The 22,604-nt window shown below is 37.9% G+C and carries 23 protein-coding genes; 5 read left to right on the top strand and 18 right to left on the bottom strand.

What is annotated here, in order from left to right:
• Nucleotides 1-78: 78 nt before the first annotated feature.
• The 8 genes from SSAL8618_RS01280 to mecA form a co-directional block, all read right to left on the bottom strand.
• Complete coding sequence (locus tag SSAL8618_RS01280) at nucleotides 79-438, bottom strand: hypothetical protein (RefSeq protein ID WP_002883594.1); 360 nt, start codon at nucleotides 436-438, stop codon at nucleotides 79-81.
• A gap of 174 nt (nucleotides 439-612) precedes the next feature.
• Entirely contained in the window at nucleotides 613-2,031 is a 1,419-nt protein-coding gene (gene sufB / locus SSAL8618_RS01275; protein ID WP_002883666.1) for a Fe-S cluster assembly protein SufB, read from the bottom strand.
• 75 nt (nucleotides 2,032-2,106) lie between these two features.
• Nucleotides 2,107-2,538, bottom strand: a complete 432-nt coding sequence (gene sufU / locus SSAL8618_RS01270) for a Fe-S cluster assembly sulfur transfer protein SufU (protein WP_037611135.1) — start codon at nucleotides 2,536-2,538, stop codon at nucleotides 2,107-2,109.
• Nucleotides 2,525-3,757 carry a cysteine desulfurase gene (locus SSAL8618_RS01265; protein WP_037611136.1) on the bottom strand — a complete coding sequence of 411 codons (1,233 nt, stop codon included), beginning with the start codon at nucleotides 3,755-3,757 and terminating at the stop codon, nucleotides 2,525-2,527. Before SSAL8618_RS01265 ends, sufU begins: the two co-directional genes overlap by 14 nt.
• Before the next feature lie 53 nt (nucleotides 3,758-3,810).
• On the bottom strand, nucleotides 3,811-5,073 hold the full coding sequence (gene sufD, locus SSAL8618_RS01260; protein ID WP_038675195.1) for a Fe-S cluster assembly protein SufD: 1,263 nt from the start codon (nucleotides 5,071-5,073) through the stop codon (nucleotides 3,811-3,813).
• Between the two features lie 36 nt (nucleotides 5,074-5,109).
• Nucleotides 5,110-5,880, bottom strand: a complete 771-nt coding sequence (gene sufC, locus SSAL8618_RS01255) for a Fe-S cluster assembly ATPase SufC (protein ID WP_038675193.1) — start codon at nucleotides 5,878-5,880, stop codon at nucleotides 5,110-5,112.
• 162 nt (nucleotides 5,881-6,042) lie between these two features.
• Nucleotides 6,043-7,200 (bottom strand): glycosyltransferase family 4 protein, encoded by a 1,158-nt coding sequence (locus SSAL8618_RS01250; RefSeq protein ID WP_038675191.1) that lies wholly within the window; start codon nucleotides 7,198-7,200, stop codon nucleotides 6,043-6,045.
• Between the two features lie 3 nt (nucleotides 7,201-7,203).
• On the bottom strand, nucleotides 7,204-7,953 hold the full coding sequence (gene mecA / locus SSAL8618_RS01245; RefSeq protein WP_014633817.1) for an adaptor protein MecA: 750 nt from the start codon (nucleotides 7,951-7,953) through the stop codon (nucleotides 7,204-7,206).
• A gap of 206 nt (nucleotides 7,954-8,159) precedes the next feature.
• Between mecA and SSAL8618_RS01240 the strand changes: the two genes are divergently transcribed.
• On the top strand, nucleotides 8,160-8,531 hold the full coding sequence (locus SSAL8618_RS01240) for a DUF3021 family protein (RefSeq protein WP_002886434.1): 372 nt from the start codon (nucleotides 8,160-8,162) through the stop codon (nucleotides 8,529-8,531).
• 59 nt (nucleotides 8,532-8,590) lie between these two features.
• Here SSAL8618_RS01240 and SSAL8618_RS01235 read toward each other — a convergent pair whose 3' ends face one another.
• Nucleotides 8,591-9,445, bottom strand: a complete 855-nt coding sequence (locus tag SSAL8618_RS01235) for an undecaprenyl-diphosphate phosphatase (protein WP_002883622.1) — start codon at nucleotides 9,443-9,445, stop codon at nucleotides 8,591-8,593.
• A gap of 205 nt (nucleotides 9,446-9,650) precedes the next feature.
• Between SSAL8618_RS01235 and SSAL8618_RS01230 the strand changes: the two genes are divergently transcribed.
• A complete protein-coding gene (locus SSAL8618_RS01230; RefSeq protein ID WP_022496531.1) occupies nucleotides 9,651-11,198 on the top strand; it encodes an ABC transporter substrate-binding protein/permease in 1,548 nt (515 codons plus the stop codon).
• Nucleotides 11,198-11,938, top strand: a complete 741-nt coding sequence (locus SSAL8618_RS01225; protein WP_002886432.1) for an amino acid ABC transporter ATP-binding protein — start codon at nucleotides 11,198-11,200, stop codon at nucleotides 11,936-11,938. Before SSAL8618_RS01230 ends, SSAL8618_RS01225 begins: the two co-directional genes overlap by 1 nt.
• A gap of 74 nt (nucleotides 11,939-12,012) precedes the next feature.
• Here SSAL8618_RS01225 and SSAL8618_RS01220 read toward each other — a convergent pair whose 3' ends face one another.
• From SSAL8618_RS01220 to SSAL8618_RS01190, 7 genes are all read right to left on the bottom strand, one after another.
• Nucleotides 12,013-12,783, bottom strand: a complete 771-nt coding sequence (locus SSAL8618_RS01220) for a membrane protein (RefSeq protein WP_038675188.1) — start codon at nucleotides 12,781-12,783, stop codon at nucleotides 12,013-12,015.
• Nucleotides 12,784-12,787: 4 nt separating this feature from the next.
• Entirely contained in the window at nucleotides 12,788-13,660 is an 873-nt protein-coding gene (locus tag SSAL8618_RS01215; RefSeq protein WP_038675187.1) for an ABC transporter ATP-binding protein, read from the bottom strand.
• The gene (locus tag SSAL8618_RS01210) at nucleotides 13,653-14,072 is read right to left on the bottom strand and encodes an Msa family membrane protein (RefSeq protein ID WP_052124395.1); all 420 of its coding nucleotides are present in this window, start codon (nucleotides 14,070-14,072) and stop codon (nucleotides 13,653-13,655) included. The genes SSAL8618_RS01215 and SSAL8618_RS01210 overlap by 8 nt, the downstream gene beginning before the upstream one ends.
• A 124-nt stretch (nucleotides 14,073-14,196) precedes the next feature.
• Nucleotides 14,197-14,772: a hypothetical protein gene (locus SSAL8618_RS01205; RefSeq protein WP_052124394.1), complete on the bottom strand. Its 576-nt coding sequence runs from the start codon at nucleotides 14,770-14,772 to the stop codon at nucleotides 14,197-14,199.
• 540 nt (nucleotides 14,773-15,312) lie between these two features.
• Nucleotides 15,313-16,323 (bottom strand): GHKL domain-containing protein, encoded by a 1,011-nt coding sequence (locus tag SSAL8618_RS01200; protein WP_257001913.1) that lies wholly within the window; start codon nucleotides 16,321-16,323, stop codon nucleotides 15,313-15,315.
• 324 nt (nucleotides 16,324-16,647) lie between these two features.
• Entirely contained in the window at nucleotides 16,648-17,385 is a 738-nt protein-coding gene (locus tag SSAL8618_RS01195; protein WP_002889752.1) for a response regulator transcription factor, read from the bottom strand.
• Between the two features lie 15 nt (nucleotides 17,386-17,400).
• On the bottom strand, nucleotides 17,401-17,823 hold the full coding sequence (locus SSAL8618_RS01190; RefSeq protein ID WP_167333136.1) for a LytTR family DNA-binding domain-containing protein: 423 nt from the start codon (nucleotides 17,821-17,823) through the stop codon (nucleotides 17,401-17,403).
• 108 nt (nucleotides 17,824-17,931) lie between these two features.
• Here SSAL8618_RS01190 and SSAL8618_RS01185 point away from each other — a divergent pair, with 108 nt between their 5' ends.
• On the top strand, nucleotides 17,932-18,330 hold the full coding sequence (locus SSAL8618_RS01185) for a hypothetical protein (protein WP_038675182.1): 399 nt from the start codon (nucleotides 17,932-17,934) through the stop codon (nucleotides 18,328-18,330).
• 307 nt (nucleotides 18,331-18,637) lie between these two features.
• Here the strand turns inward: SSAL8618_RS01185 and SSAL8618_RS01180 are convergent, their stop codons facing one another.
• Nucleotides 18,638-21,223 (bottom strand): SEC10/PgrA surface exclusion domain-containing protein, encoded by a 2,586-nt coding sequence (locus tag SSAL8618_RS01180; protein ID WP_038675180.1) that lies wholly within the window; start codon nucleotides 21,221-21,223, stop codon nucleotides 18,638-18,640.
• A 341-nt stretch (nucleotides 21,224-21,564) separates the two neighbouring features.
• Here SSAL8618_RS01180 and SSAL8618_RS01175 point away from each other — a divergent pair, with 341 nt between their 5' ends.
• Nucleotides 21,565-22,113, top strand: coding sequence for a VanZ family protein (locus SSAL8618_RS01175; RefSeq protein ID WP_052124411.1), 549 nt, complete (start codon nucleotides 21,565-21,567; stop codon nucleotides 22,111-22,113).
• A 214-nt stretch (nucleotides 22,114-22,327) separates the two neighbouring features.
• Here the strand turns inward: SSAL8618_RS01175 and rpsO are convergent, their stop codons facing one another.
• A complete protein-coding gene (gene rpsO, locus SSAL8618_RS01170; RefSeq protein WP_002883618.1) occupies nucleotides 22,328-22,597 on the bottom strand; it encodes a 30S ribosomal protein S15 in 270 nt (89 codons plus the stop codon).
• Between the last annotated feature and the right edge of the window lie 7 nt (nucleotides 22,598-22,604).

The following is a 22,604-nucleotide window of genomic DNA, read 5'->3' as shown; positions in this document are numbered from 1 at the left end:
GTGATTCTATTATAACACAAAAAAGAGGGTGGAAAAATCGTAAACGCTCGGCGTTTCGCTTCCACACCCTCTACCAAATTACCATGAAAATTCGGACAGTTTTTCCCTCAAACTTGCTATTTTTCTATCATCAAAATGGTGTTTTTGCCTTATTACAGGTGGCAAATTCTCCAAATACTCAATATAGACGCTGACAAGGAGATTATAGTCATTAGTTGTCAAACGTTTGAGTTGACTATGAATGAAGGTAGTTGCCTGATCATACTGTTCATGGATTAACAAGTCGTCAATGTAGTCATTGCCATCAATCGTGTGACCTTGCTCGTCCTCCACCTGACCTAAATCAATATCCAGAGTCTCAAATTTAAAAGCCTTACTGACCACATTAGCTGTCCCTCGAATTTGATTGAGTAGCCAGTCACTGTTATACACTCCCATATTAGTCCCCTCCATTACTTGCTATTCAAATCTATTATATCTTTTTAAATACCGATTGTAAACGCTTTCTACACTTTGCAATTACTCTGTTACTAACAGTTATCTAGAGCTCATTGCTCGATTTTTCTAGCAAAACAAAAAGGACCATCTGGTCCCTTTAAATTATCAGAGTTTTTACCCAACTGATCCTTCCATTTCATAACTAATCAAGCGGTTAAGCTCAACAGCATATTCCATTGGAAGTTCTTTGGTAAATGGTTCCACAAATCCCATAACAATCATCTCTGTTGCTTCTTGTTCTGAAAGTCCACGACTCATGAGGTAGTAGAGTTGCTCTTCAGAAATCTTAGAAACTTTAGCTTCGTGTTCAAGGGCAACTTGTGAGTTATGGATTTCGTTAAATGGGATAGTGTCTGATTTAGACAAGTCATCCATCAAGATGGTATCACATTCGATGTGAGATACCGATTTCTTAGAATCCTTGTTGAAAGTGACTTGTCCACGGTAGTCAACCTTACCACCGTTACGAGCGATTGATTTAGAAACAATAGATGATGATGTATGCGGTGCATTGTGAATCATCTTAGCCCCTGTATCTTGGTGTTGACCTGCATTGGCGAAGGCAATTGAAAGCATGGTACCACGCGCACCTTCTCCATCAAGGTAAACAGATGGGTACTTCATAGTGACTTCGGCCCCAAGGTTACCATCAATCCACTCAACAGTCGCATTTTTCTTAGCGGTAGCACGTTTAGTTACCAAGTTGTAGACGCTATCTGACCAGTTTTGGATAGTTGAGTAGCGCATGTAGGCACCATCAAGTGCAAAGATTTCAACAATGGCTGCATGAAGGCTAGCCGTTGTGTATGTTGGCGCTGTACATCCTTCAACATAGTGAACGCTGGCACCTTCATCAACGATGATAAGGGTACGTTCAAACTGGGCAGTCGCTTCGTTATTGATACGGAAGTAGGTTTGAAGCGGAATATCCACCTTGACGCCTTTAGGTACATAAATAAAGGTACCACCTGACCAGAAGGCAGAATTAAGGGCCGCAAATTTATTGTCTGTTGGCGGAACCAGTTTTGAGAAGTACTTCTTGAAGAGCTCTGGATGCTCTTTAAGAGCTGAGTCCGTATCTGTAAAGATAATACCCAACTTGTCATACTCTTCTTTCATGTTGTGGTAAACCACTTCTGATTCATACTGAGCTGAGGCTCCAGCAAGATAGGCACGCTCTGCTTCTGGGATACCAATACGTTCAAAAGTTTCCTTGATTTTCTCAGGAACGTCTTCCCAGTCACGAGCAGGTTTGTCTGATGCTTTTTGGAAATATGTCAAGTCATCAAAGTTAATACCAGAAAGGTCTGGTCCCCACTCTTGCATGGCCATTTTGTTAAAGGTTTCCAATGATTTCAAGCGGAATTCAAGCATCCACTCAGGCTCCCCTTTTTCAGCAGACATGGCACGGACCACATCCTCGCTGATTCCTTTTCCTGTTGAAAAGACTGGTGTCACATCGTCATGGAAACCGTATTTATATTCCCCCAAATCAATGGGTTTTGGTTCTACTTTTTCATTTGTTTCAGTCATAGTATTTTCCTTTATTAAAGGTTTGATTCGTTTTCCTTTTTGCTTGGTCAAGGAGACTAACTGCTCCTTGACTTCCTAAAGCTCGCTTCTCTCTATGGCTTTTTTGAGGGCATTCCAAGAGAGTGTTGCACATTTGATACGTTGTGGAAATTTAGAAACCCCCGCCAAGAGCTTGGCTTCGCCTAGCTTATCTTCATCTTTATGATCTCCTTGAATCATAAGAGAGAAAATCTCCGCTAGCTCCAAAGCCTCGGCCTTGTTTTTTCCAATAACTGCATCCGTCATCATACTTGATGAAGCTGTAGAAATGGTACACCCATCACCAGCAAAGGCAATGTCTTCAATCACGTCACCATCAAATTTGACTGACAGATTGATAACATCTCCACAAGTCGGATTATTCAGTTGAAGTTGCTCCACATCAGGTAGGACACCATGATGGTGAGGGCTCTTAGAGTGATCGGCCACAACAGCCATATATAAACTATCTAGTCTAGAGAGTGCCATTGAAAAACTCCTTCGTCGCAAGAATTGCCTCTACAAGCTTGTCGCAATCCTCTTTGGTATTGTAAATATAGAAACTTGCTCGGGCAGCTGATGAGATTCCTAAATGATTAATTAAAGGCTGAGCACAGTGGTGACCCGCACGCACTGCCACTCCTTCATAATCAAGAGCTGTCGCCACATCATGAGGGTGAAGCCCATCAATATTAAAGGCAATAACACCTGCATGCTGACTAGGATCCTCTGGACCATAGACTGTCAGACCATCAATCGCCTGAAGCTTAGGCAAAACATAGTCTACCAATTCTTGCTCGTAAGCATGAATATTTTCCATGCCTAAAGCAGAGAGGTAGTCCACAGCAGTACCAAGAGCAATAGCCCCCGCAATGTTAGGTGTACCAGCCTCAAATTTCCAAGGCAATTCCTTCCAAGTGGCTTCCTGTTCGTAAACGAAATCAATCATCTCACCACCGAATTCAATAGGATTCATCTGGTTAAGAATCTCTTCCTTGCCATAAAGAACCCCAATCCCTGTTGGGCCTAACATCTTATGTCCAGAAAGGGTGAAGAAATCACAATCCAAATCCTGAACATCAATGGCCATGTGGGGCGCCGATTGGGCACCATCCACCACCATATAGGCACCAACTTGGTGAGCAAGCTTGGCAATCTCTTTGACAGGATTGATGCAGCCTAAAACGTTAGAGACCTGAGCTAGACTGACAAATTTTGTCTTTTCAGTAATCTTGTTAGCCAAATCTTCCATATCCAATTGGCCATCTTTCAAGTAGGCGTAAACAAGTTTAGCCCCTGTCTTCTTACAAGCTTCCTGCCAAGGAATGATATTTGAGTGGTGTTCCATAATTGAAATAACCACCTCATCTCCTGGCTCAAGAACCTGCTCTGCAAAACGACCAACCCAGTTAAGACCAGTTGTCGTTCCACGTGTAAAGAGGACCTCTTTGGTTGATTTAGCATTGATAAACTGACGAAGCTTTTCACGACTAGCTTCGTAAGCAGCTGTTGCACGCTCAGCCAAAGTATGCACACCACGGTGAACATTGGCATTGTCCTCATGATAGTAGGCCATGAGAGTGTCCAAAACTACTTGAGGCTTCTGAGTCGTTGCTGCATTATCCAAGTATACCAAAGGTTCATCATTAACTACCTGATCTAAAATGGCAAAATCTTGTCGAATCTTATAGGCATCTAAAGCTGACATCTTATCTCCCTATCTAGATATATCATAGGTTAGACTATCTGCGTCGATAGTTCCTAACGTTTGTTTAGTTTTGTATCAGTTACAGAAATCATTTCATCGCGCACTTCTTTAACTGGGATTTCAGTAATAACTGCTCCTAAGAAACCGCGAATAACCAAACGTTCTGCAGTGTCTTGATCAAGTCCACGACTCATGAGGTAATACATATCCTCTGGATCTACCTGACCGATTGAAGCAGCATGCCCTGCTGTAACTTCATTTTCGTCAATCAAGAGAATTGGGTTAGCGTCTGAACGTGCCTTGTCAGAAAGCATAAGCACACGGCTTTCTTGTTGTGCATCAGCACCCTTAGCACCTTTAACAATGTGACCAATACCATTGAAAGTCAAAGTACCACGTTCCAAGATAACACCATGTTGTAGGATATGACCCACAGAGTTGTTACCATAGTTCGTCACACGAGTATCAATCCCTTGAACCTGACGACCTGATGAAAGACCAATAACTTTAAGGTTGGCATGACTTCCATTGCCAATCAAGTCACTATCAAAGTCAGCAATAACATTGCCCTCGTTCATGATCCCGAGAGCCCAGTCAATGCTGGCATCACGACCGATACGACCTCGACGACTAATATAAGTTGTGACGTTTTCACCCAAACGGTCAATAGCCGCAAACTTGACTTGTGCACCGTCTTGAGCAATGACTTCAACTGAAATATTGGCACTAGCTTTTTCAGTCGCTTCACCTAGCGTTTCAAAGCGCTCAAGGTAAGTCAATTTACTGTTTTTACCAGCCACGATCAAAACGTGTTTGTTAAATGGAACATTTGAAGTTCCATCTTGGTAAAAATAGCTTTCAACTGGCAAGTCAACTTCAACATTATCTGGTACATAAAGGACTGCTGCACTATTGAAATAGGCATAGTTATAAGCTGCCAATTTGTCCTCATCATAGGCTACAGCCTTACCAAAGAAGGCTTCAACGACTTCTGGGATTTCCTCAAGAGCAGTTGTAAGGTCTGTGAAGACCACACCTTGACTAATCAAGTCAGCTGGCAATTGTTCAAGTACAGTATTTGTTCCTACTTGGACCAATTTAGGGTTGTTTCCAAGCGCTGTAAAATCAGGCACATTTGCTGATGGTTCATTTTCAGTAATCGTTCCATCACCGAGATTCCAACGGTGGAATTTAACACGCTCGATTTTTGGAAGAGCCAAACTTTCAAGCTTATCAAAGGATGCTTGACGAAGGTCTTGCAACCAAAGTGGCTCTGCTTTTGCTTGTGAAAAAGCGATAATAGATTCTTTTGACATAGGTTACTCCTTTTCTAGTTATTTCGAGTAACAGACTTACGCTTCTTCGTGGTACTCGTAACCGAGCTCTTCAGCGATTTTCGCATAACCTTCTTGCTCAAGACGAGCAGCCAATTCAGGACCGCCTGAAAGAACCACTTTACCTTCCATCATTACATGTACGACATCTGGAGTGATGTAGTTCAAGAGACGTTGGTAGTGAGTGATAATCATAGCACCGAAGCCTTTGCCACGCATAGCGTTAACCCCTTTTGAAACCACTTTAAGGGCATCGATATCAAGACCTGAGTCAATCTCATCGAGAAGAGCAAACTTAGGTTCCAACATGAGCAATTGAAGAATTTCGTTACGTTTTTTCTCACCACCTGAGAAACCTTCATTAAGGTAACGCTCAGCCATTTCTTCACGCATACCAAGCAATTCCATCTTTTCATCCAATTTGGTGATGAAATCAAGAACAGAAATCTTTTCGTCATCTTCTTTACCAGCGTTCATAGCCGCACGGATGAACTCAGCATTTGTGATTCCTGGGATTTCAGCTGGGTATTGCATAGCAAGGAAAAGACCTAGGCGTGCACGTTCGTCAACTTCCAAATCAAGGATGCTTTCGCCATCAAAAAGGATGTCCCCTTCTGTGATTTCATAGTTTGGGTTACCCATGATAGCAGCTGAAAGGGTAGATTTACCAGTTCCGTTAGGCCCCATGATAGCAGCAATCTCACCAGTTTTAAGAGTCAAATTAAGACCCTTCAAGATTTCTTTATCTTCAACAGAAACATGAAGATTTTTGATTTCAAGTACAGACATTGTATACTCCTTTTTTCATATATACAGCGAGCACTTGCTCGCTAATTTGCATTATTTTTTTGAAAATAGTCTTGCTATTTTCTGGAAAATAAAAAGAGAACTTCCATTTTCCTTAATTAGAATCATTATAACAAAAAAGCCATTACTTGGCTTTTCAAATGTTTAATTTTTTCGCCCTTGCTTCCATTTTAACATGGTTGCTTGGCGATAATCACTATTCCCGATAAATTTCAGGAAGTTGAAGAGAGGTGTTCGACCAACGCCCCAAATCTCAAGCCCTTCAATCAGAATTTCCATTCCCAAAAGTAAACTCAAGAGCAAGAGAATACCACCGAAACGGCTGGAAACGTTTAACAGGAGGGCAATCAATGAAAAGAGGATAGCGATGGCATAAACCACCAGAACCGCCCCTCGATGAGTGAAGCCCATGGCTAGAAGGCGATGATGCAAGTGCATCTTGTCAGCCTCCATGGCTGGACGCCCTGACAATTTCCGGCGGACAATGGCTACCACTGTGTCAACAATAGGCACTCCAAGGATAATAACAGGTGACAAAATAGCCACTGCAGTTGCATTTTTCAATCCTTGCAATGACAAGACACCAATCATAAAGCCAATAAAAAGCGCCCCCGTATCACCTAGATAGATAATCGCTGGATGATAATTGTAAGGGAAGAAGCCCATAATGGCAGCGACCAAGACAAAGATGGTCATGGTCAAGAAAATATCAGTATCATAGAGGAAGAAATAAGAAATCACCCCCATAGTCATAAGGGAAATGATAGAAACTCCTCCAACCAAGCCGTCCAATCCATCAATCAGATTAATGGCATTGGTGATGGCCGCAATCCATAACACCGTTAAAATCAAGGTCAATACTGGCCCAAAATGAATCATGGGACCACCAAATGGAATCTTAAAGCTATCAAATCGGAAGTCTGTAAAAGCCCAAACGATAACAGCTCCAATAACAATACCAAGCATCTTAGGTAGAGGCTTTAATTCCAAGATATCATCAATGAAGCCCGTCAGAGCTACGACAGATCCACCCACAACAACCGGTAAGATATACCTGATGTAGGAAACATGCCAGATATCCTTATGGATAATCATAGGCATAAAGACCAAGGTCGCTAGTACAAAGGCCGACAAAATAGCTAGACCACCAGCACTAGGCATTGGCTTTTTATTGATACGTCTTGCATTGGGATTGTCAACAGCTCCGACACGTAAGGCCAAAGAGCGTACCAAAGGGGTCATCACGATGGCTATCAAAAAGGTCCCAATCAAAACGAATATATAGTTAATGGTCCAAGGCATGTCTTAGCTCCATTTCGTTGCTTGTAGTACCGGTAAGGCGTCCTCTTCCATCAAGATTGTTGCATGCTCTTGTAGGTAGGCACGTGTTCGGTCTGCCACATTCGCATATTCAAGAAAACGCGCATACATATTGTTCGCGTAATAATCAGGCTCATCAGCCAAGTAAAGAAGAATCGTCATGTAGTAGACATCCCCCAGCTTATAAAGCTCAGAACCTTCAACAGGTATATCCTTCAAACCTTGCGTAAAAGTCACCACTTGATCAAAGTCAGAGAAGGCCAAGACATAGTGGGTATAGTCTTCACGAATATTTTCTTCAGCCACTTCCTTGGTAGGCTCTGTCATAGCCTTATCAACCTCTTCCAAGGTCTTTTCAAGCTCTTCGAGCTTATGGTGTGCTTCGATGTCACCCTTGTCCATAAAGTTACCCTCAAGAGCCTTGAGGAACTCTTCTGGAGAAAGCCCTGAGTAGTCATCCATATCTGACAAATCGTTGAAATCAAGGTCTTCCTTAAGATCTGATTTAGTCACAAAGACATCCACACGATCCTTGCGTGGCGTGACACGGAAGCTCAGCATCCCACTATTTTTAAAGTTATCAGGCAAGTCCAACTCATCCATGACAGTATAGAAAAATTCCTCTGTTTTTTCCTGGGGAATCAAGAAATCCTTCAATTCCATACCATGTTCTTCAAGATCTTCCATGGTAATCATGATTTTTAGAGTTGTCTCGCTTATTTGTTTCATTTCCATATGTAAAAAACCTCGCACGAGTAGTTATTTCATTATACTAGAAAAGCCAAGAGATAGCAATTTCTGAGCAAGTTTGAGTCTTATTTTGGAAAGGATTTCTAAAAACTTCTTAATACTAACAAAACCTTGTATTTCCCCATTTATACCTGTCATCTATCCTAGATTGGAGTATAATAAAAGTGAAGATATACATGGAGGTGATGACCATGACTGCCTATAAAAAAGGGTGGCTACGAGCTAGCATTGCTGGAGGAATAACGAGTTTATTGACGCTCTTTCTCTACTTATCGGGGCAACCTTATCAAGTAAACAAATCTACCTTTCTTACAGGGCTAATCGTCGCCATCATACTAGCAACTGCACCCATTTACGACGATAACCGTTTATCGCTCAAACAGCAATCTCTTCTCCACTTCTCAATCATGTGTGTTACCATCCTTCCAATTCTCTGTTTGTCCGGATGGTATCCCTTGCATAATATCGTGGACTTCTTGAAAATCCTAGCTAGCTTCTTGACTTGTGGACTGGTCCTATGGTTGCTAGCTTACCTTATCTTTGGAAAACTTATCCACAAATAATCTCTAAACCAGATAAAAAGGACTTCAATTGAAGTCCTTTTCAGTTTACTTAAAAGTAATTATCCGAAAATAAGTTTGACAGCTCCATAAAGAAGCACAATAATACCAAGCACGATACGGTATTTTCCGAAAACAGTGAAGTCATGTTTCTTAATGTAATTCATCAAGAAGCGAATCACGAACAAGCTGACAACAAAGGCTGTCACACTAGCTACCAAGAGAATAGCCACTTGTCCACCTGTCAAGGTATTCCCGTCAATGAAATACTTAACCGCCTTAAGTCCACTATAACCAAACATGGTTGGAATACCAAGGAAGAAGGTAAAGTCAGCAGCTACGCTACGACTAGTACCAACGATGATACCCCCAAGAATAGTAGCACCTGAACGGCTTGTCCCTGGAATGATACTCAAGACTTGGAAAAGACCAATATAGAAAGCTGTCTTGTAAGACATACGTGCCAAATCCGTTACCTTAGGCTCTACACGTCGATTGCGGTCCTCAATCCAAATAAAGGCAATCCCGTAGACTACCAACATGATAGCTACTACAAAGAAATTACTGAGATGGGCCTCCATCCAGTCATCTAAAAGAAGACCAAAAAAGGCTGAAGGAATACAGGCAATGACCACCTTGAGCCAAAGTTGCCAAGTCAATTGCACTTCACGTGCTGTCTTACCAGGTTGGAAGGGATTCAAACGTTTAAAGTAAATGACCATAACCGCAAGAATAGCACCAAGTTGGATAACGATATTAAACATATCAATGAAATCCTTACTTTGTCTCAAGTTCAAGAATTCATTCACCAAAATCAAATGACCTGTAGATGAAATCGGTAGCCACTCAGTGATACCTTCGACAATCCCAAGAAAGACTGCTTTTAGTAATTCAATAATAAATTGTGCCGTTTGCATAATTATCTCCGTTTTAAAATGCTAGCCTCATCACACCAAAAATGATCAAGGCTCCAAATCGTCCTTCCCATTATATCAAATTACAACTTGTATTTGAAGACAATCTTGATATAGAGATTGTTTTTCTAATCCCAACTTATTGTCATTAATCCTAATTTCCTGTAAAATAGTAAGGTATGACATTTTTATAGGAGACATTGTTTCAATGAAAAAAATTATTATAGCCTGCTTTGCAGCGCTCCTCCTCGTTTTTGGCGGAGTATCAAGCGCTCAAGCAGACGAGTATCTCCGTGTGGGTATGGAGGCTGCCTATGCACCTTTCAACTGGACGCAGGACGATAACTCAAACGGAGCCGTTCCAATCGAAGGTACCAAACAGTATGCCAACGGTTATGACGTGCAAATCGCTAAAAAAATCGCTGAAGCTCAAGGCAAGAAACCCTTGGTAGTCAAAACAGCTTGGACAGGTTTGATTCCTGCCCTCACTTCCGGCAAAATCGATATGATCATCGCAGGTATGAGCCCAACAGCTGAACGTCGTCAAGAAATCGACTTTTCAGACAGCTATTACCGAAGCGAACCTGTCATGGTTGTCAGCTCAGACGGTGATTATGCCAACGCTAAGAGTCTCAAAGACTTCAAGGATGCTAAAATCACAGCTCAACAAGGGGTTTATCTCTATAATTTGATTGACCAAATCCCAGGTGTCAGCAAACAAACCGCTATGGGAGACTTCGGTGCTATGCGCCAAGCCCTTGCATCTGGTATCATCGATGGTTATGTTTCAGAGCGTCCTGAAGCAAAAACTGCCGAAGAAGCTAGCTCAAAATATAAGATGATTACGCTTAAAGATGGTGGTTTCCAGGTTTCAGACGATGACGTCTCCTTGGCCGTCGGCCTTCGCAAAGGAGACAGCCAGCAAATGGAACAAGTCAATAAGGTCCTTGCTGGAATCAGCCAAGAGGAACGTGCTAAACTGATGGATCACATCATTGACATCCAACCTGCAGATAAGACTGATGAGGCTAAAAAAGGAAACTTCTTTAGTCAGATGAGCAATATCATCGCTAAGAACTGGCCACAATTCTTACGTGGTACAGGAATTACCCTTCTTATCTCAATTATCGGTACAGTTGTGGGTACTTTCATCGGTCTTATGATTGGTGTTTACCGCACAGCTCCTAAGGCTGCTAATAAATTTGTAGCCTTGCTCCAAAAACTCTTCGGTTGGGTGCTTAATGTCTATATCGAAGTTTTCCGTGGTACGCCAATGATTGTACAATCTATGGTTATCTACTACGGTACTGCCCAGGCCTTTGGTATCAATATTGACCGTACCCTAGCAGCTGTCTTCATCGTTTCTATCAACACTGGAGCCTACATGAGTGAAATCGTTCGTGGTGGTATCTTCGCTGTAGATAAAGGACAATTTGAAGCTGCAACTGCTCTTGGATTTACCCATGGTCAAACCATGCGTAAGATTGTTCTTCCACAGGTTATCCGTAACATCTTGCCAGCTACTGGTAATGAGTTCGTTATCAATATCAAGGATACCTCTGTTTTGAACGTTATCTCTGTTGTGGAACTTTACTTCGCAGGTAACACTGTCGCAAGCCAAACTTATCAATACTTCCAAACATTCTTTGTTATCGCAGCAATCTACTTTGTCCTTACCTTCACAGTGACACGCATCTTGCGTTATGTAGAACGCCGTTTGGATCAAGATACTTACACACAAGGAGGGGTTCACTAATGACTGAGACGATTTTAGAAATTAAAAACCTCAAAAAATCATACGGAAAAAATGAAGTCCTCAAAGATATCTCCCTCAGCGTCAAAAAGGGTGAGGTTATCTCAATTATTGGTTCTTCAGGTTCAGGGAAATCAACCTTCCTTCGCTCTATTAACCTACTCGAATCACCTTCAGGTGGTGAAATCCTCTATCATGGGGACAACGTCCTTGAAAAAGGTTACGACCTCACTACCTATCGTGAAAGACTCGGTATGGTTTTCCAATCCTTCAACCTCTTTGAAAACCTTAATGTCTTGGAAAATGCTATCGTAGCTCAAACAACTGTTCTCAAACGTGACCGTAAAGAAGCTGAAAGCATCGCCAAAGCTAACTTGGAGAAAGTTGGTATGGGGGAACAATACTGGAAAGCTAAACCAAAGCAACTTTCAGGGGGACAAAAACAACGTGTAGCAATCGCTCGTGCCCTCTCTGTTGATCCAGAAGCCATCCTCTTTGACGAGCCAACTTCAGCCCTTGACCCAGAAATGGTAGGGGAAGTACTCAAGACTATGCAGGAGCTATCTGAAACTGGTTTGACCATGATTATCGTTACCCATGAAATGGAGTTCGCACGTGATGTTTCAGACCGTGTCATCTTCATGGATAAAGGGGTAATTGCTGAACAAGGTAGCCCAGAACAAATCTTTGAAAATCCTAAAGAAGAACGTACTAAGGAATTCCTCAAACGTTTCTTGGGTTAAAAACAAAAAAGTTAAGGTTTCGACCTTAACTTTTTTATTTACTCACTTAACTCCTCAAAATTTTCTATAATAACTTAGTACTCCAGGCTATTAAATTTTTTTAGGCCAAACAGACTTAGAATAATACTATAAAACATCGTTAACATAGTAGGACCAACTAAGCCAATCCAAGCGTTATTCACTGTTGTCGTAAACTGACTATAGCCATTCGGAAAAAGTGTTGCGATAGGACCACCTACAATTGAGGTAATCATCATAACTACAGATAATCCAATTCCTGTAATCATTGTTGTACCTATACCAAATCTAAGAGAAATAAAAGCTGACACAGAAATAGAGAGGACTCCTTTTAAAAATATTATAAAAATACTTTGTAACCCCAAAAAAGTATAGTAAGTATTTTCAGATAAAAAGCGAGTTGTCCCAAAATCCATATGTACTACTCTAGTATAGTGAACAACTAATGAAGATAACAAGAAAACTCCAAAATATACGAGTAAGATTAATAACAAACTAAAGTATTTTGACAAGAAAATATTTTTTCTGTTAATATCCTTATACATGAACATTGTATGATCATCTGTTTCTCTTCTAAAAACTGAGATGGTTAGGAAATAAAGAGCTAAGGTTGGTAAAATCATAGTATCCATAGAATTTAAAATCATATCAGCAAAATCAAGATAACCAACTTTTGAATTCCCAGAGTTTGTAATTTGCATGAAATTAGAATCACCAAAAAGTGAGGCTACCCAGTAAACTAGAGGATACAAACTAAATAATAGGAATATTTTTGTCTCTTTTCTTTTCCAAACTGATTCAAATACTGCGGAAAAAATTTGCTTCATAACCTCATCCTTTCATAAATACTTCCTTAAGGTGATTCTCTTTCACTTCGATTGATTCTATCAGAGATTCACTAGCTAATACTCCAAAAATATCATTAAGCGCTTCCTTATCAACAGATATTGGAATATCTAGCAAACCATCGCTTAAAGTAATTCCTTGTGAAATATGATCTTTAAGATTACACATATGATACTTAGAATTTAGGTGAACCACTAAACTTGGCTGAGCCTTACCAATAAAGGACTCCGCAAGTTTCCCACCTTCAATATAGATATATCTATTACACAAAGCTTCCAATTCTCCAAGTTGATGGCTAGAAATCAACATAGAAATTTGACGTTCACTGGACCATTTTTTTAAAATATCAATTAACTTTTGAACACCTACTGGATCCAGCCCTACAAATGGTTCATCCAAAATTAGAAAGTCTGGTTCAGCTACTAGAGCAATAGCCAAGGCTGTACGCTGCTTCATCCCAAATGAGAATCCTTTGGGTTTACGATTTCGAGATTCCCACAACTCAACTAATTTCAAAGTCCTCTCGATATTAGGATATAACTCTTTTTTTCCATGAAGCTTCAAATAAAACTTTAGATTATCTATAACTGACATTTCTGGATAGAATACTGGTTCAATCATAATTCCAAAGTCTTCCAAAACATTATCATTACTATTTATATCCGTACCATTATAACTAATCTTACCTGAAGTTGGTTTTTGTGATTTTGCCATCATTTTCATTAATGTTGACTTACCAGCGCCGTTTTTTCCAATAAGGCCTACAATTTCTCCCTTCTCAATTTCGAGAGATACATCTGATAGCGAATAAAAATCATTACCGGGAAATTTTTTTGAAAGATTTTCTATTTTAAGCATATTTAGCTCCTTTATTCACTGAAATTTTTTTATTAATAAAGTGCGTTGTCAGTGACACTCCATAAAACAGCAATGTCACAAATACTAGTTGAGCTACTGATAACAAATTCATTCCAACTTTTACACTCATATCACTATTTGAAAACGTATTAATATTAACAAAATTTGTCCAAGTACCTGATTTAACAGTAACGTAAGCAAATACCATATACCCTAATAAAGACATTGTGGGTAATAAGAAAGTCAGAAACGTTTTACATTTAAGTTGCTTTAGCTTATATCCAATAAAATTAATAATCAATGGTAACACATATAAAGAAAATAAAAGGATTGGAACAGACATATGAGGCAATAAAAAGATAGTTGCCAAAGTCGTAAGTAAATAAATTAGGGTAATTAATAAGATTAACATTATTCAAAATCTCCTGTTAAATCTAAGAAAATAGTTGATGTACCTGCACTATATATCGAGGTAGCTATAGCAAGTAATCTATATGGAAAAACTAGCGATTGAATATTATTCTTCATTTCTCCTCCTAGAATTCCACATTTTTAAATTTATGCATACCTCTTACGTAAAAAATAACGAAGTAGATAATGGAAATAACAACTGCAGCCATATATGATAAAACCCAATTACTTTGAATAAAGTGGATATATCCATTTGGAAAGAGGTACTGAATACCGATTAACATCGGAGAAACAGATGCCGCTAGTGAAAAGAAAACCCCAGCCAATACTGACTTGATAGTTTTAGAGGTGATAGATACCATCACAACTAAAGTAATTGTAATTAGATTTAAATTAATAGTTGAAATTAAGGTAAATAAACTCTTAATTGTAGCTGAAGATTGATTTGCGATAAAGTTTGATGAAACTTCTCCTTTGGGCAACATAAATCCATAATAAGATACAATACTCGTAAAAATAGTTAACCCCAAAAAAATACTGTATACTGCAACTAAACTCAATAATTTGGCATTAAAAATTTTCTTTCTATTAATATCTTTATAAAGAAACATAATACCTGAGTCTATTTCATCCTTAAAAACTGAAGATACAACCAAAGAAAATAAAAGTATAGGCAATACAAAGCGATATTGCGTACTCACTGCTGACTCTAAAAAAAGAAAGAAAATTACCTGTATATTCTGAACTCATTCCTTCCATGAACCCTGATAACAATGGAACTAAAACAGGGAGAAAGGCAAATGTAAGAAAAATATTAACATCCTTTCTCTTAAAAACTGATTTGAAAACTGATTTAAATAACGACATATATAATCTCGCTTTCTATTTCATTAGTAGTTAAAAAACAATATTTGATATCAAATCTATTTAGATTGTGAATAACGTTTTGCATATAATCCAATAAATTAAATATAGTAGATTCCTTTCATAAATGATTTAAGCTAAGTATTTTTCTGAACTTGCTCTTACAAAAATTAGTATATATTAAACTTAATAGTTCGCATCTTAAATATAATAAACAGCACATTATTAGTAATAAACGGGCAAAAAATTACAGATAATTCTTTTTAGTAGCAACACTAATATTTATAATTGCACTATTTCAGTATTAATATATCTTTGTTCAATCTTGAAAGATTTCCTAAATACAAAAAAGTAGACATGAATTATATGTCTACTTTTTAATCTTCAAAAACCAATTCTTGTCGAAATTTATACTCATTACTATAAGTTTTTAAATATACTCTACTGTAAGTCGATAGAATCTCATATACATTAGCTAGCCCTATCCCTCTACCATTACCTTTAGTTGAGTAGCCATAATTAAAAATGGCCTTTGTATTAATTCTCTCCTGCTTTGTTGAATTTTCAATAATCATTATTTTACGATTTTCTTCTTGAAAATATACAAATGAAAGCTCTGGTGAAGCTGATTCCAATGAGGACTCTATAGCATTATCCAAAAAGATGGCTAATAATTTCAACAAATCTATTGAATCTATACTAGCCGGAGCTTTAATAACCTTTTCTATCTCTATAGAAAGTCTAATCCCCTTACTTTGTGCCTCAAACATTTTTGCTGAAACAATAGATTTCATTGCTAAATCCTCTAGATTTACCAAGTTAGCAATATCATAATGCGTATTATAAAAAGTTTTATCTGAATCCAAAAGCACTGAATCATATATGCTTTCAATCCCATCTATGTCTCTATTTTTTATGGATTCATTTAAACTAACTAATATGTTTGTATAATCATGACGAAAACTCTTGATTTCTTTATACAATGACTCTATATGCTCACTATAAATACTCATCGATGAAATCTGTGAGTCCTTAATTTTTTCTAGCTCCCTATTTATATTTTCTTTAACAAGATACTGAATGTATAATAAAAAACCCAAGAATATTGGAAAGTAACTATAAATAATTACCCTATTAATATATATATCTTCTATATTAAAAGAGATCCAGCCCGCATACTCTAATGTAGGTATACTTCGTAAAATATAGCTAGATATATAATATAAAATCATTGTTATAGTAAATAAGTAAACAACTCTTGTTAACTTATCATTTTTAATTTCTCTTGACAGTGTATTTAAATCTATTCTTACTAATTTTAAAAACAAAACATATAGAGGAAAGGATAAAAGTGTAGGAATCCAATCTAGCCAAACGTTATTTTCCAAAGTAGTCTCTGGTATTTTAAATACAAATTGAAAATAAAGAGAAGACAAACTACTAACTATCTCATAGATAGCTAAAGTGAAAAAGCAATAGAATAAGGATTGAACCCAAGACCAATGTTTTTTTGTTTTTATGAATAAAACAATTAAAGGTAGGAAAAAGAATTCACCCCAGAATACAATATCATAAAAAAAAGTATTCCACAAGAGTAAATAAAATAGGAATAATAAATAAGTGTCTAACTTTAAATTTGTAATCACTAACTTGTTGAAAGATGACTAATCTAATAACCCACCCAATAAAAAATACTCCCTCATACTCAAATTTCATCTCAAAGTAATCCTCTCAACTAAACCTTTTAATTTCATACGAGATACAAAACAAGATTCATCATTTTCAAAGAAAACAGTATGATTTGATTTGTCAATACGAATAATATTCTCTGGATTCACTACATAAGATCTATGACTTTGGTAGAGTCTTTTGTCTGCCTTCGCAATATCTGAAACTTTACCATAAAATTCCATATGGCCTTTCTTCGTCGTTAAAATTACCTTATGAATCGTAGGTGAGGTCTCAAAATAAAGAATATCTGAAAAAGGAACTTGTATTTGGGAATGTTCTGATTTAAAACAAAATGAATCTTCACCTATTGTTTTATTAACACTACCAGTAGCATGTATCAAAACAGACGAAATAGCTTCCTGATAATCTTGATCACTTAACCCTTTGTCGATAAAGTCCAAAGCAGATACACGGTAACTGTAGGTGACTGGCATAAATTCTGAGTGAGTCGTCACAAAGACAATCGACGCACTAGGATCTTTTTCACGGATTTCACGCGCAATCTCCATTCCTCTCTTTTTATCTCCTTTAATTTCAATATCAAGAAAGAAAAATTGATGATTTCCTGTCTCTTTAATTGCATCTAACAACTGTTGAGGCTTACCAAAGACTTCTAAATACCTATACCTCATTTTATTATCAGACATACATTTCTTAATCGCTGTCTCAATACGAGTTTGCTGAAAAAAATCATCTTCTAGAACAAAAATATTTAACATATATATCCTCTTAAACTATAAATTCTTCCAATCCTTTAAAACTTCAGTAAGTTTTCGTCGCGAACAGACAATGGAATTAACTTTACTATTATCAAACATAATTCGTCTAGTTCCTAAATCAATAGCTTTTATACGCTTAAGATTAACTAAATATTTTCTATGACAGCGCCTAAAAACTAACCCCATATCTATTTCAAAGTCTTTTATTTTTCCATAAGTCTCAAAAATTCCATTATCAGTTATAAACTGCAAAAGTCTTGGACAATCTGACATTGTACCGATATATAGAATCTCTCCAATTGGGATTTTAACCGACATGCTATCTTTTTTAGCAACAATATAATCCATCATTTCCCCCTTACTATAACATAATTTAATCATAACAAAGAGTTCTCTTAAAAAACTAAAATTACATCCAACGGTACTTTTTTTTGTCATAAACGGTAAAATTATCTCTACCATTACAAAATAAACACCATTCACGACAAGCCAAACCTCTTATTTACTCATCATGATAAAATTGATAATAAAAAGAAAGGTAAAATTATGAGTGATAAAATCTATATAATTCAACCATTTAGATATCAACAACCACTGACCAAAATCCTTAAACAATTGCTTAAGAAAAAATACCCTAATACCAGATTAAAAATTAAACATAGACAAGGTGATATTCAAAAACAAAAACTAGGTACCCCCACTAATGTCTATTTTATCATATACGATCCTCAACTAAAATCTTGGGATGGATTACATATCTCCAAAAAAATCAGACAAATAGAACCAAAATCTATTCTGATATTAGTTTCAACCACTATGGACCACACCAAATTTTTCAGAAGCCATATCGGATTTTTAGGAGTCATTAATTTTCACAAATTCTCTAAATCTGAAATAGAAGATTATCTAGAATATTGCTTTAAATTAATATCAAAAGTCGCTTAAGAATATTTCATATAAAAGATAAACTAAACTCCATTATCAAATTGAATATGATTCTGCTCTATAATTTTAAAATAATTATTGTTTGTTGATAATATATTAATCAGCAAATGAGTCTTTCCTATGTGAAAAAAAAATGCCAGAAAACTATTAAGTTTTCTGGCATTCGGAAGTTTTGAGACATTAGACTCAAAACTTAGTCATGGAACTTCGCAGAAGGTCGCTGACGTCCGCCATCACATAATGAAAGACTCAGTAGAAGATTGCATTTTCATAATAAAAAAACGGCAGTTGCCGTTTTTTTCTATGATTAGTTACGACGTGTACGTCTGTCAACAAAACCAAGGAAGGCCAATAGTGTCATAAAGAGACCTACAAGACTGAATCCTACTGCAGTTGACTCACCTGTTTCTGGCAAGCTGTCTGTTTCTGGCAAGCTGTCTGTTTCTTGTACAGGAGCTTGTTTCTCTGCTTTTGCTTGACCATAATTTACAGGAATTTGAGCCGCCGTTTGAGCTGCTTGTTCTTGTGTTGTGAAAGCAACAACTTTACCATCTACATCGTAAACAGGTACTGGTGTAAGACCTTTAGAGATGATGTTAGCATACTCTTTAGCCAATTGTGTTTGAAGCTCTTTGTCTGCCTTAGCTTTCATATAGTTATCGAAAGCTGTTTGAACTGTCGTGTATTCGCTCGTTAATTTATCACGTTTAGCAGACAATTCAACCAGTTTCGCACGTTCAGTTGAAAGAGCACCTTTCGCCGCAGTAAATTTAGCAAAGGCCGTTGCACGTTCTGCCTTAGCCTTAGCTAGGTTAGCTGAAGCATTTGTAAGAGCTGCTACACGGTTCTTAGCAGAAGCCAAAGCTTGGTTAGCTTGTGTCAATGCTACTTGTTTCTTAGCAGTATCTTGCTTAGCAGCGTTGTATGCATTTGTCAAACGTTGCAAGGTCGCAGAACTTGTCGCAAGTTTATCTTTAGCTGTTTGAAGCTCTGCTTGTTTTTCATCAAGAGTTGCTTGAGCTTTGCTAAGGGCTGCTGCTTTTTCTTGTGCATTAGCATTAAGATTTTCAACTGCAGCATTAGCTTTTTCCAATTCTGATTTAGCAGTTGCAAGGGCGGCTTGTTTTTCAGAAAGGTTATTCTGAGCAGCTGCCAACTTGCTTGCAGTCGCTTTAAGAGCTGCAAGTTCTGATTGAGTATTCTTAAGTTTAAGAGTTGCTGACTCAGAAGCAGATTTCTTGCTAGCCAAATCACTTTGAGCTTGATCGTTAGCTTGTTTAGCAGCTTCATAAGCTGCTTTTGCAGCTGCTAGATTTGCATTTGAAGATGGTTGAGATTGGTTACCTACATATGGGTTAGCAATCTTAGTTGTGTCAAAGCTACTATCAGAAGCGATAGAATTTTTATTGACATTGTTTACGTGAACGTTAAAGGCACCGGCAACAACACTGATGTCTGTACCAATGTAAGCCTCACCACCATCTGCTGTAAGTCCAGAGATAGAACGAGCATGGTTCCACTCATTACCATTAAACATGAAGTCGAGCATAGCTTCATAGACATATTTCTTAATGTCGTTAAGTGTAAATGGTCCTGTCAAACCTTGCCATGTATTAAGGTTTTCACCAATACTTACACTATTAAATGACTTACCAGCACGGTCAAGGGCGGCACTATCATGTCTTTTATGGGTAATAGCTTCCCAACCCCAGTTATCTGCTACATAACCATCTGAAACACGATCAGCTGCAAGAACACTACCTTTTGAAACAGATGTTTGAGTTGTACCAAAGGCTGTACGAATTTGGTTAATCAAACTTGAAGCATACAATGACAAATCTGTAATTTGAGCTTCACTAAGATTATTCAAATCACTAATTTTAACATTTTTATCTGCTTCATTGTCTTGATAACTATTGTTACCACGATCACGTTTATTAACGTTCTTCAAGACTTGTTCAGCTTGAGCTATTTCTGCTGCTGTCGCTGTTTTAGACTCATGAATCTTAAGAGCATTGACATACTCTTGTGACACTGAGAATTTTTGACGAACATTAGCTGTTGAAGTTGTTGAAGATTCTGCTTTTTTCTTAGCTGCTTCAGCGGCTGCAAGGGCAGCTGCCTTTTCATTAGCTACTGTTTGAGCAGTCTCATAGGCTGCTTTAGCTTGGTTTGCTGCATTTTGGTCTGCAGTCAATTGACCTTCTTTAGCTAAAATAGCAGTAGCTTTTTCTTTATCAGCTGCCTGAGCTGCTGCCAGTTCTTCTTGAGCTTTTTTCTCAGCTACTGTTGCAGCGTCAAAAACTGATTGTGCTTTAGCTTGGTTAGAAGCTGCCTCAGAAGCGCTAGAACCATTAAGAGCTGCTTTAGCAGCATCTACTGATTTTTGAGCATTAGCAACTTCACTAGCTTTAGCATTGACATTAGCTTGATCTGTATTAACGACAGATTGCTGTTTGTCTGCTGCATCTTTGGCAGTTTTTTCTGCTGATTGAGCTGTTTCGACTGCTGACTTAGCTTCCTTAGCCGCATTTTCCGCAGTAGTTACTTGACCTTGAGCGGCAGCAATAGTTTCTGGACTTGCTTCATCGGCTGCTGTTTGTGCCTTTTGCAAGTTAGCATCTGCTGTCGCTAGGTTTGCTTGAGCCTGGTTGGCAGCTGCTTCATGATTAGCAACTACTGACTCTTGTTGCGATACTGCTTGATTTGCAGCGCTGGCTTGTTCTCTAGCCGCTTCAACTTGGGCTTGAGTTGGGACAGCTTGTGTAGCTGTCGATGATACTGATGCTGTTGTTGAGGCTTGATCGTTTGTCGTTACCTCATCAGCTTTAGCAACTGTAGCAGAAACTGCAAGTGCTGCAATTCCGGCTGTCGCCAAAACCTTTTTATTCATAAGACGAACTCCTTTTTATGTTAAAAATTCACTACTATATAATAACATTTTAATAATCCTGAAACAAGATGCTGACTCCTAATTTTTAAAATTTAATTATTTTATAAGCTTTCATAGCCTGTTTACAAAAATCATTAAATTGTTAGTCAAAAGTAGAGTTGCTGTTTCAAAGTCCTTTTTTAGTCTTTGATTCTGCCTTATCCTTTTATTCTATCAAAACTTCGTTACAGTTTCTTAACTTTCTTTAAACGTTTTTTTTGATATAATGTGTACTCATCATATGCAAATGGAGGAGCAAAGTGGCAAAAACATTAAAAACATTGAGTAACATCTTACTAGGAATGCTCTCACTGGCCTTGTCTTATTGGTTTTATAGGGGGCATCTCGAACAGTACGTTCATTACATCGCCCATTATGGCTCCTACTTTCAAGTCTTACTCAACCTAGTCATTATTGTCCTACTGAGTTACTTTGTCTACGCTTTTTTGAAACTCCTTCTTACTAGAAAGCTGAAAAAACAGACACTACTCCTACTCTACTTCATTTACTTTCTTGCTCTCTTCTACCTACTTTTCTTGAAAAACATTGGTACCCAAGGTCTCTCACTTAACCCCCTCTCCTTCGCTCGGGAATTATACTGGGGCAGCCACTTCGTTCCCATCATGAACCTGTTAATGTTCATCCCTCTGGGACTCCTCTTTTCTTCACGATTGAGTAATCTCCTACTCTGTCTCCTTACCCTTTTCTCCGTCGAATCCATTCAGTACTTCGGACATTTAGGAGTCTTTGATTTGGGAGATATCACCTTAAATATGTTAGGTATCCTTATCGGAACTGCTATCCATCAACTCCCTCAATTTCAAACAGTTATCAAAAAGATTTTAAAATAGAAAAACTTCCAGAATTAATTTTGGAGTTTTTTTGTTCGATAGATTAATCATCGTCAGAAAATTTTTAGAGGAATACAAAAAAACAGCCCTCTATATCTAGAGAGCTGTTTTTCACTCGGGTAAAATCCGAGTGAAAAAGAAAAACTGCCCCATCATAGAGCAGTTCCATTTTCGTGTATTCAATTGAACAAGGCCTAGGCACTTGTATCTTGAATTAACGACGAAGTCCGAGTGAGCTAATCAACTCACGGTAACGGTTAACGTCTGTGCGGCGAAGGTATGCCAACAAGTTACGACGGTGACCGATTTTTTTCATCAAACCACGGTAAGTAGCGTGGTCTTTTTTGTGTTGTTTAATGTGTTCGTTAAGGTGGTTGATTTCCCAAGTAAGGACAGCAACTTGAACCTCTACTGAACCAGTGTCACCTTCGTGACGTGCGTATTGAGCAATGATTTCATTTTTTTTCTCTTTTGAGATTGCCATGTTTTTT

Origin of the sequence: Streptococcus salivarius, from assembly GCF_000785515.1 — a bacterium.
Classification (GTDB): domain Bacteria; phylum Bacillota; class Bacilli; order Lactobacillales; family Streptococcaceae; genus Streptococcus; species Streptococcus salivarius.
Note: the sequence above shows the minus strand (reverse complement) of the source record. Positions and strands in the feature narration are given on the sequence as shown.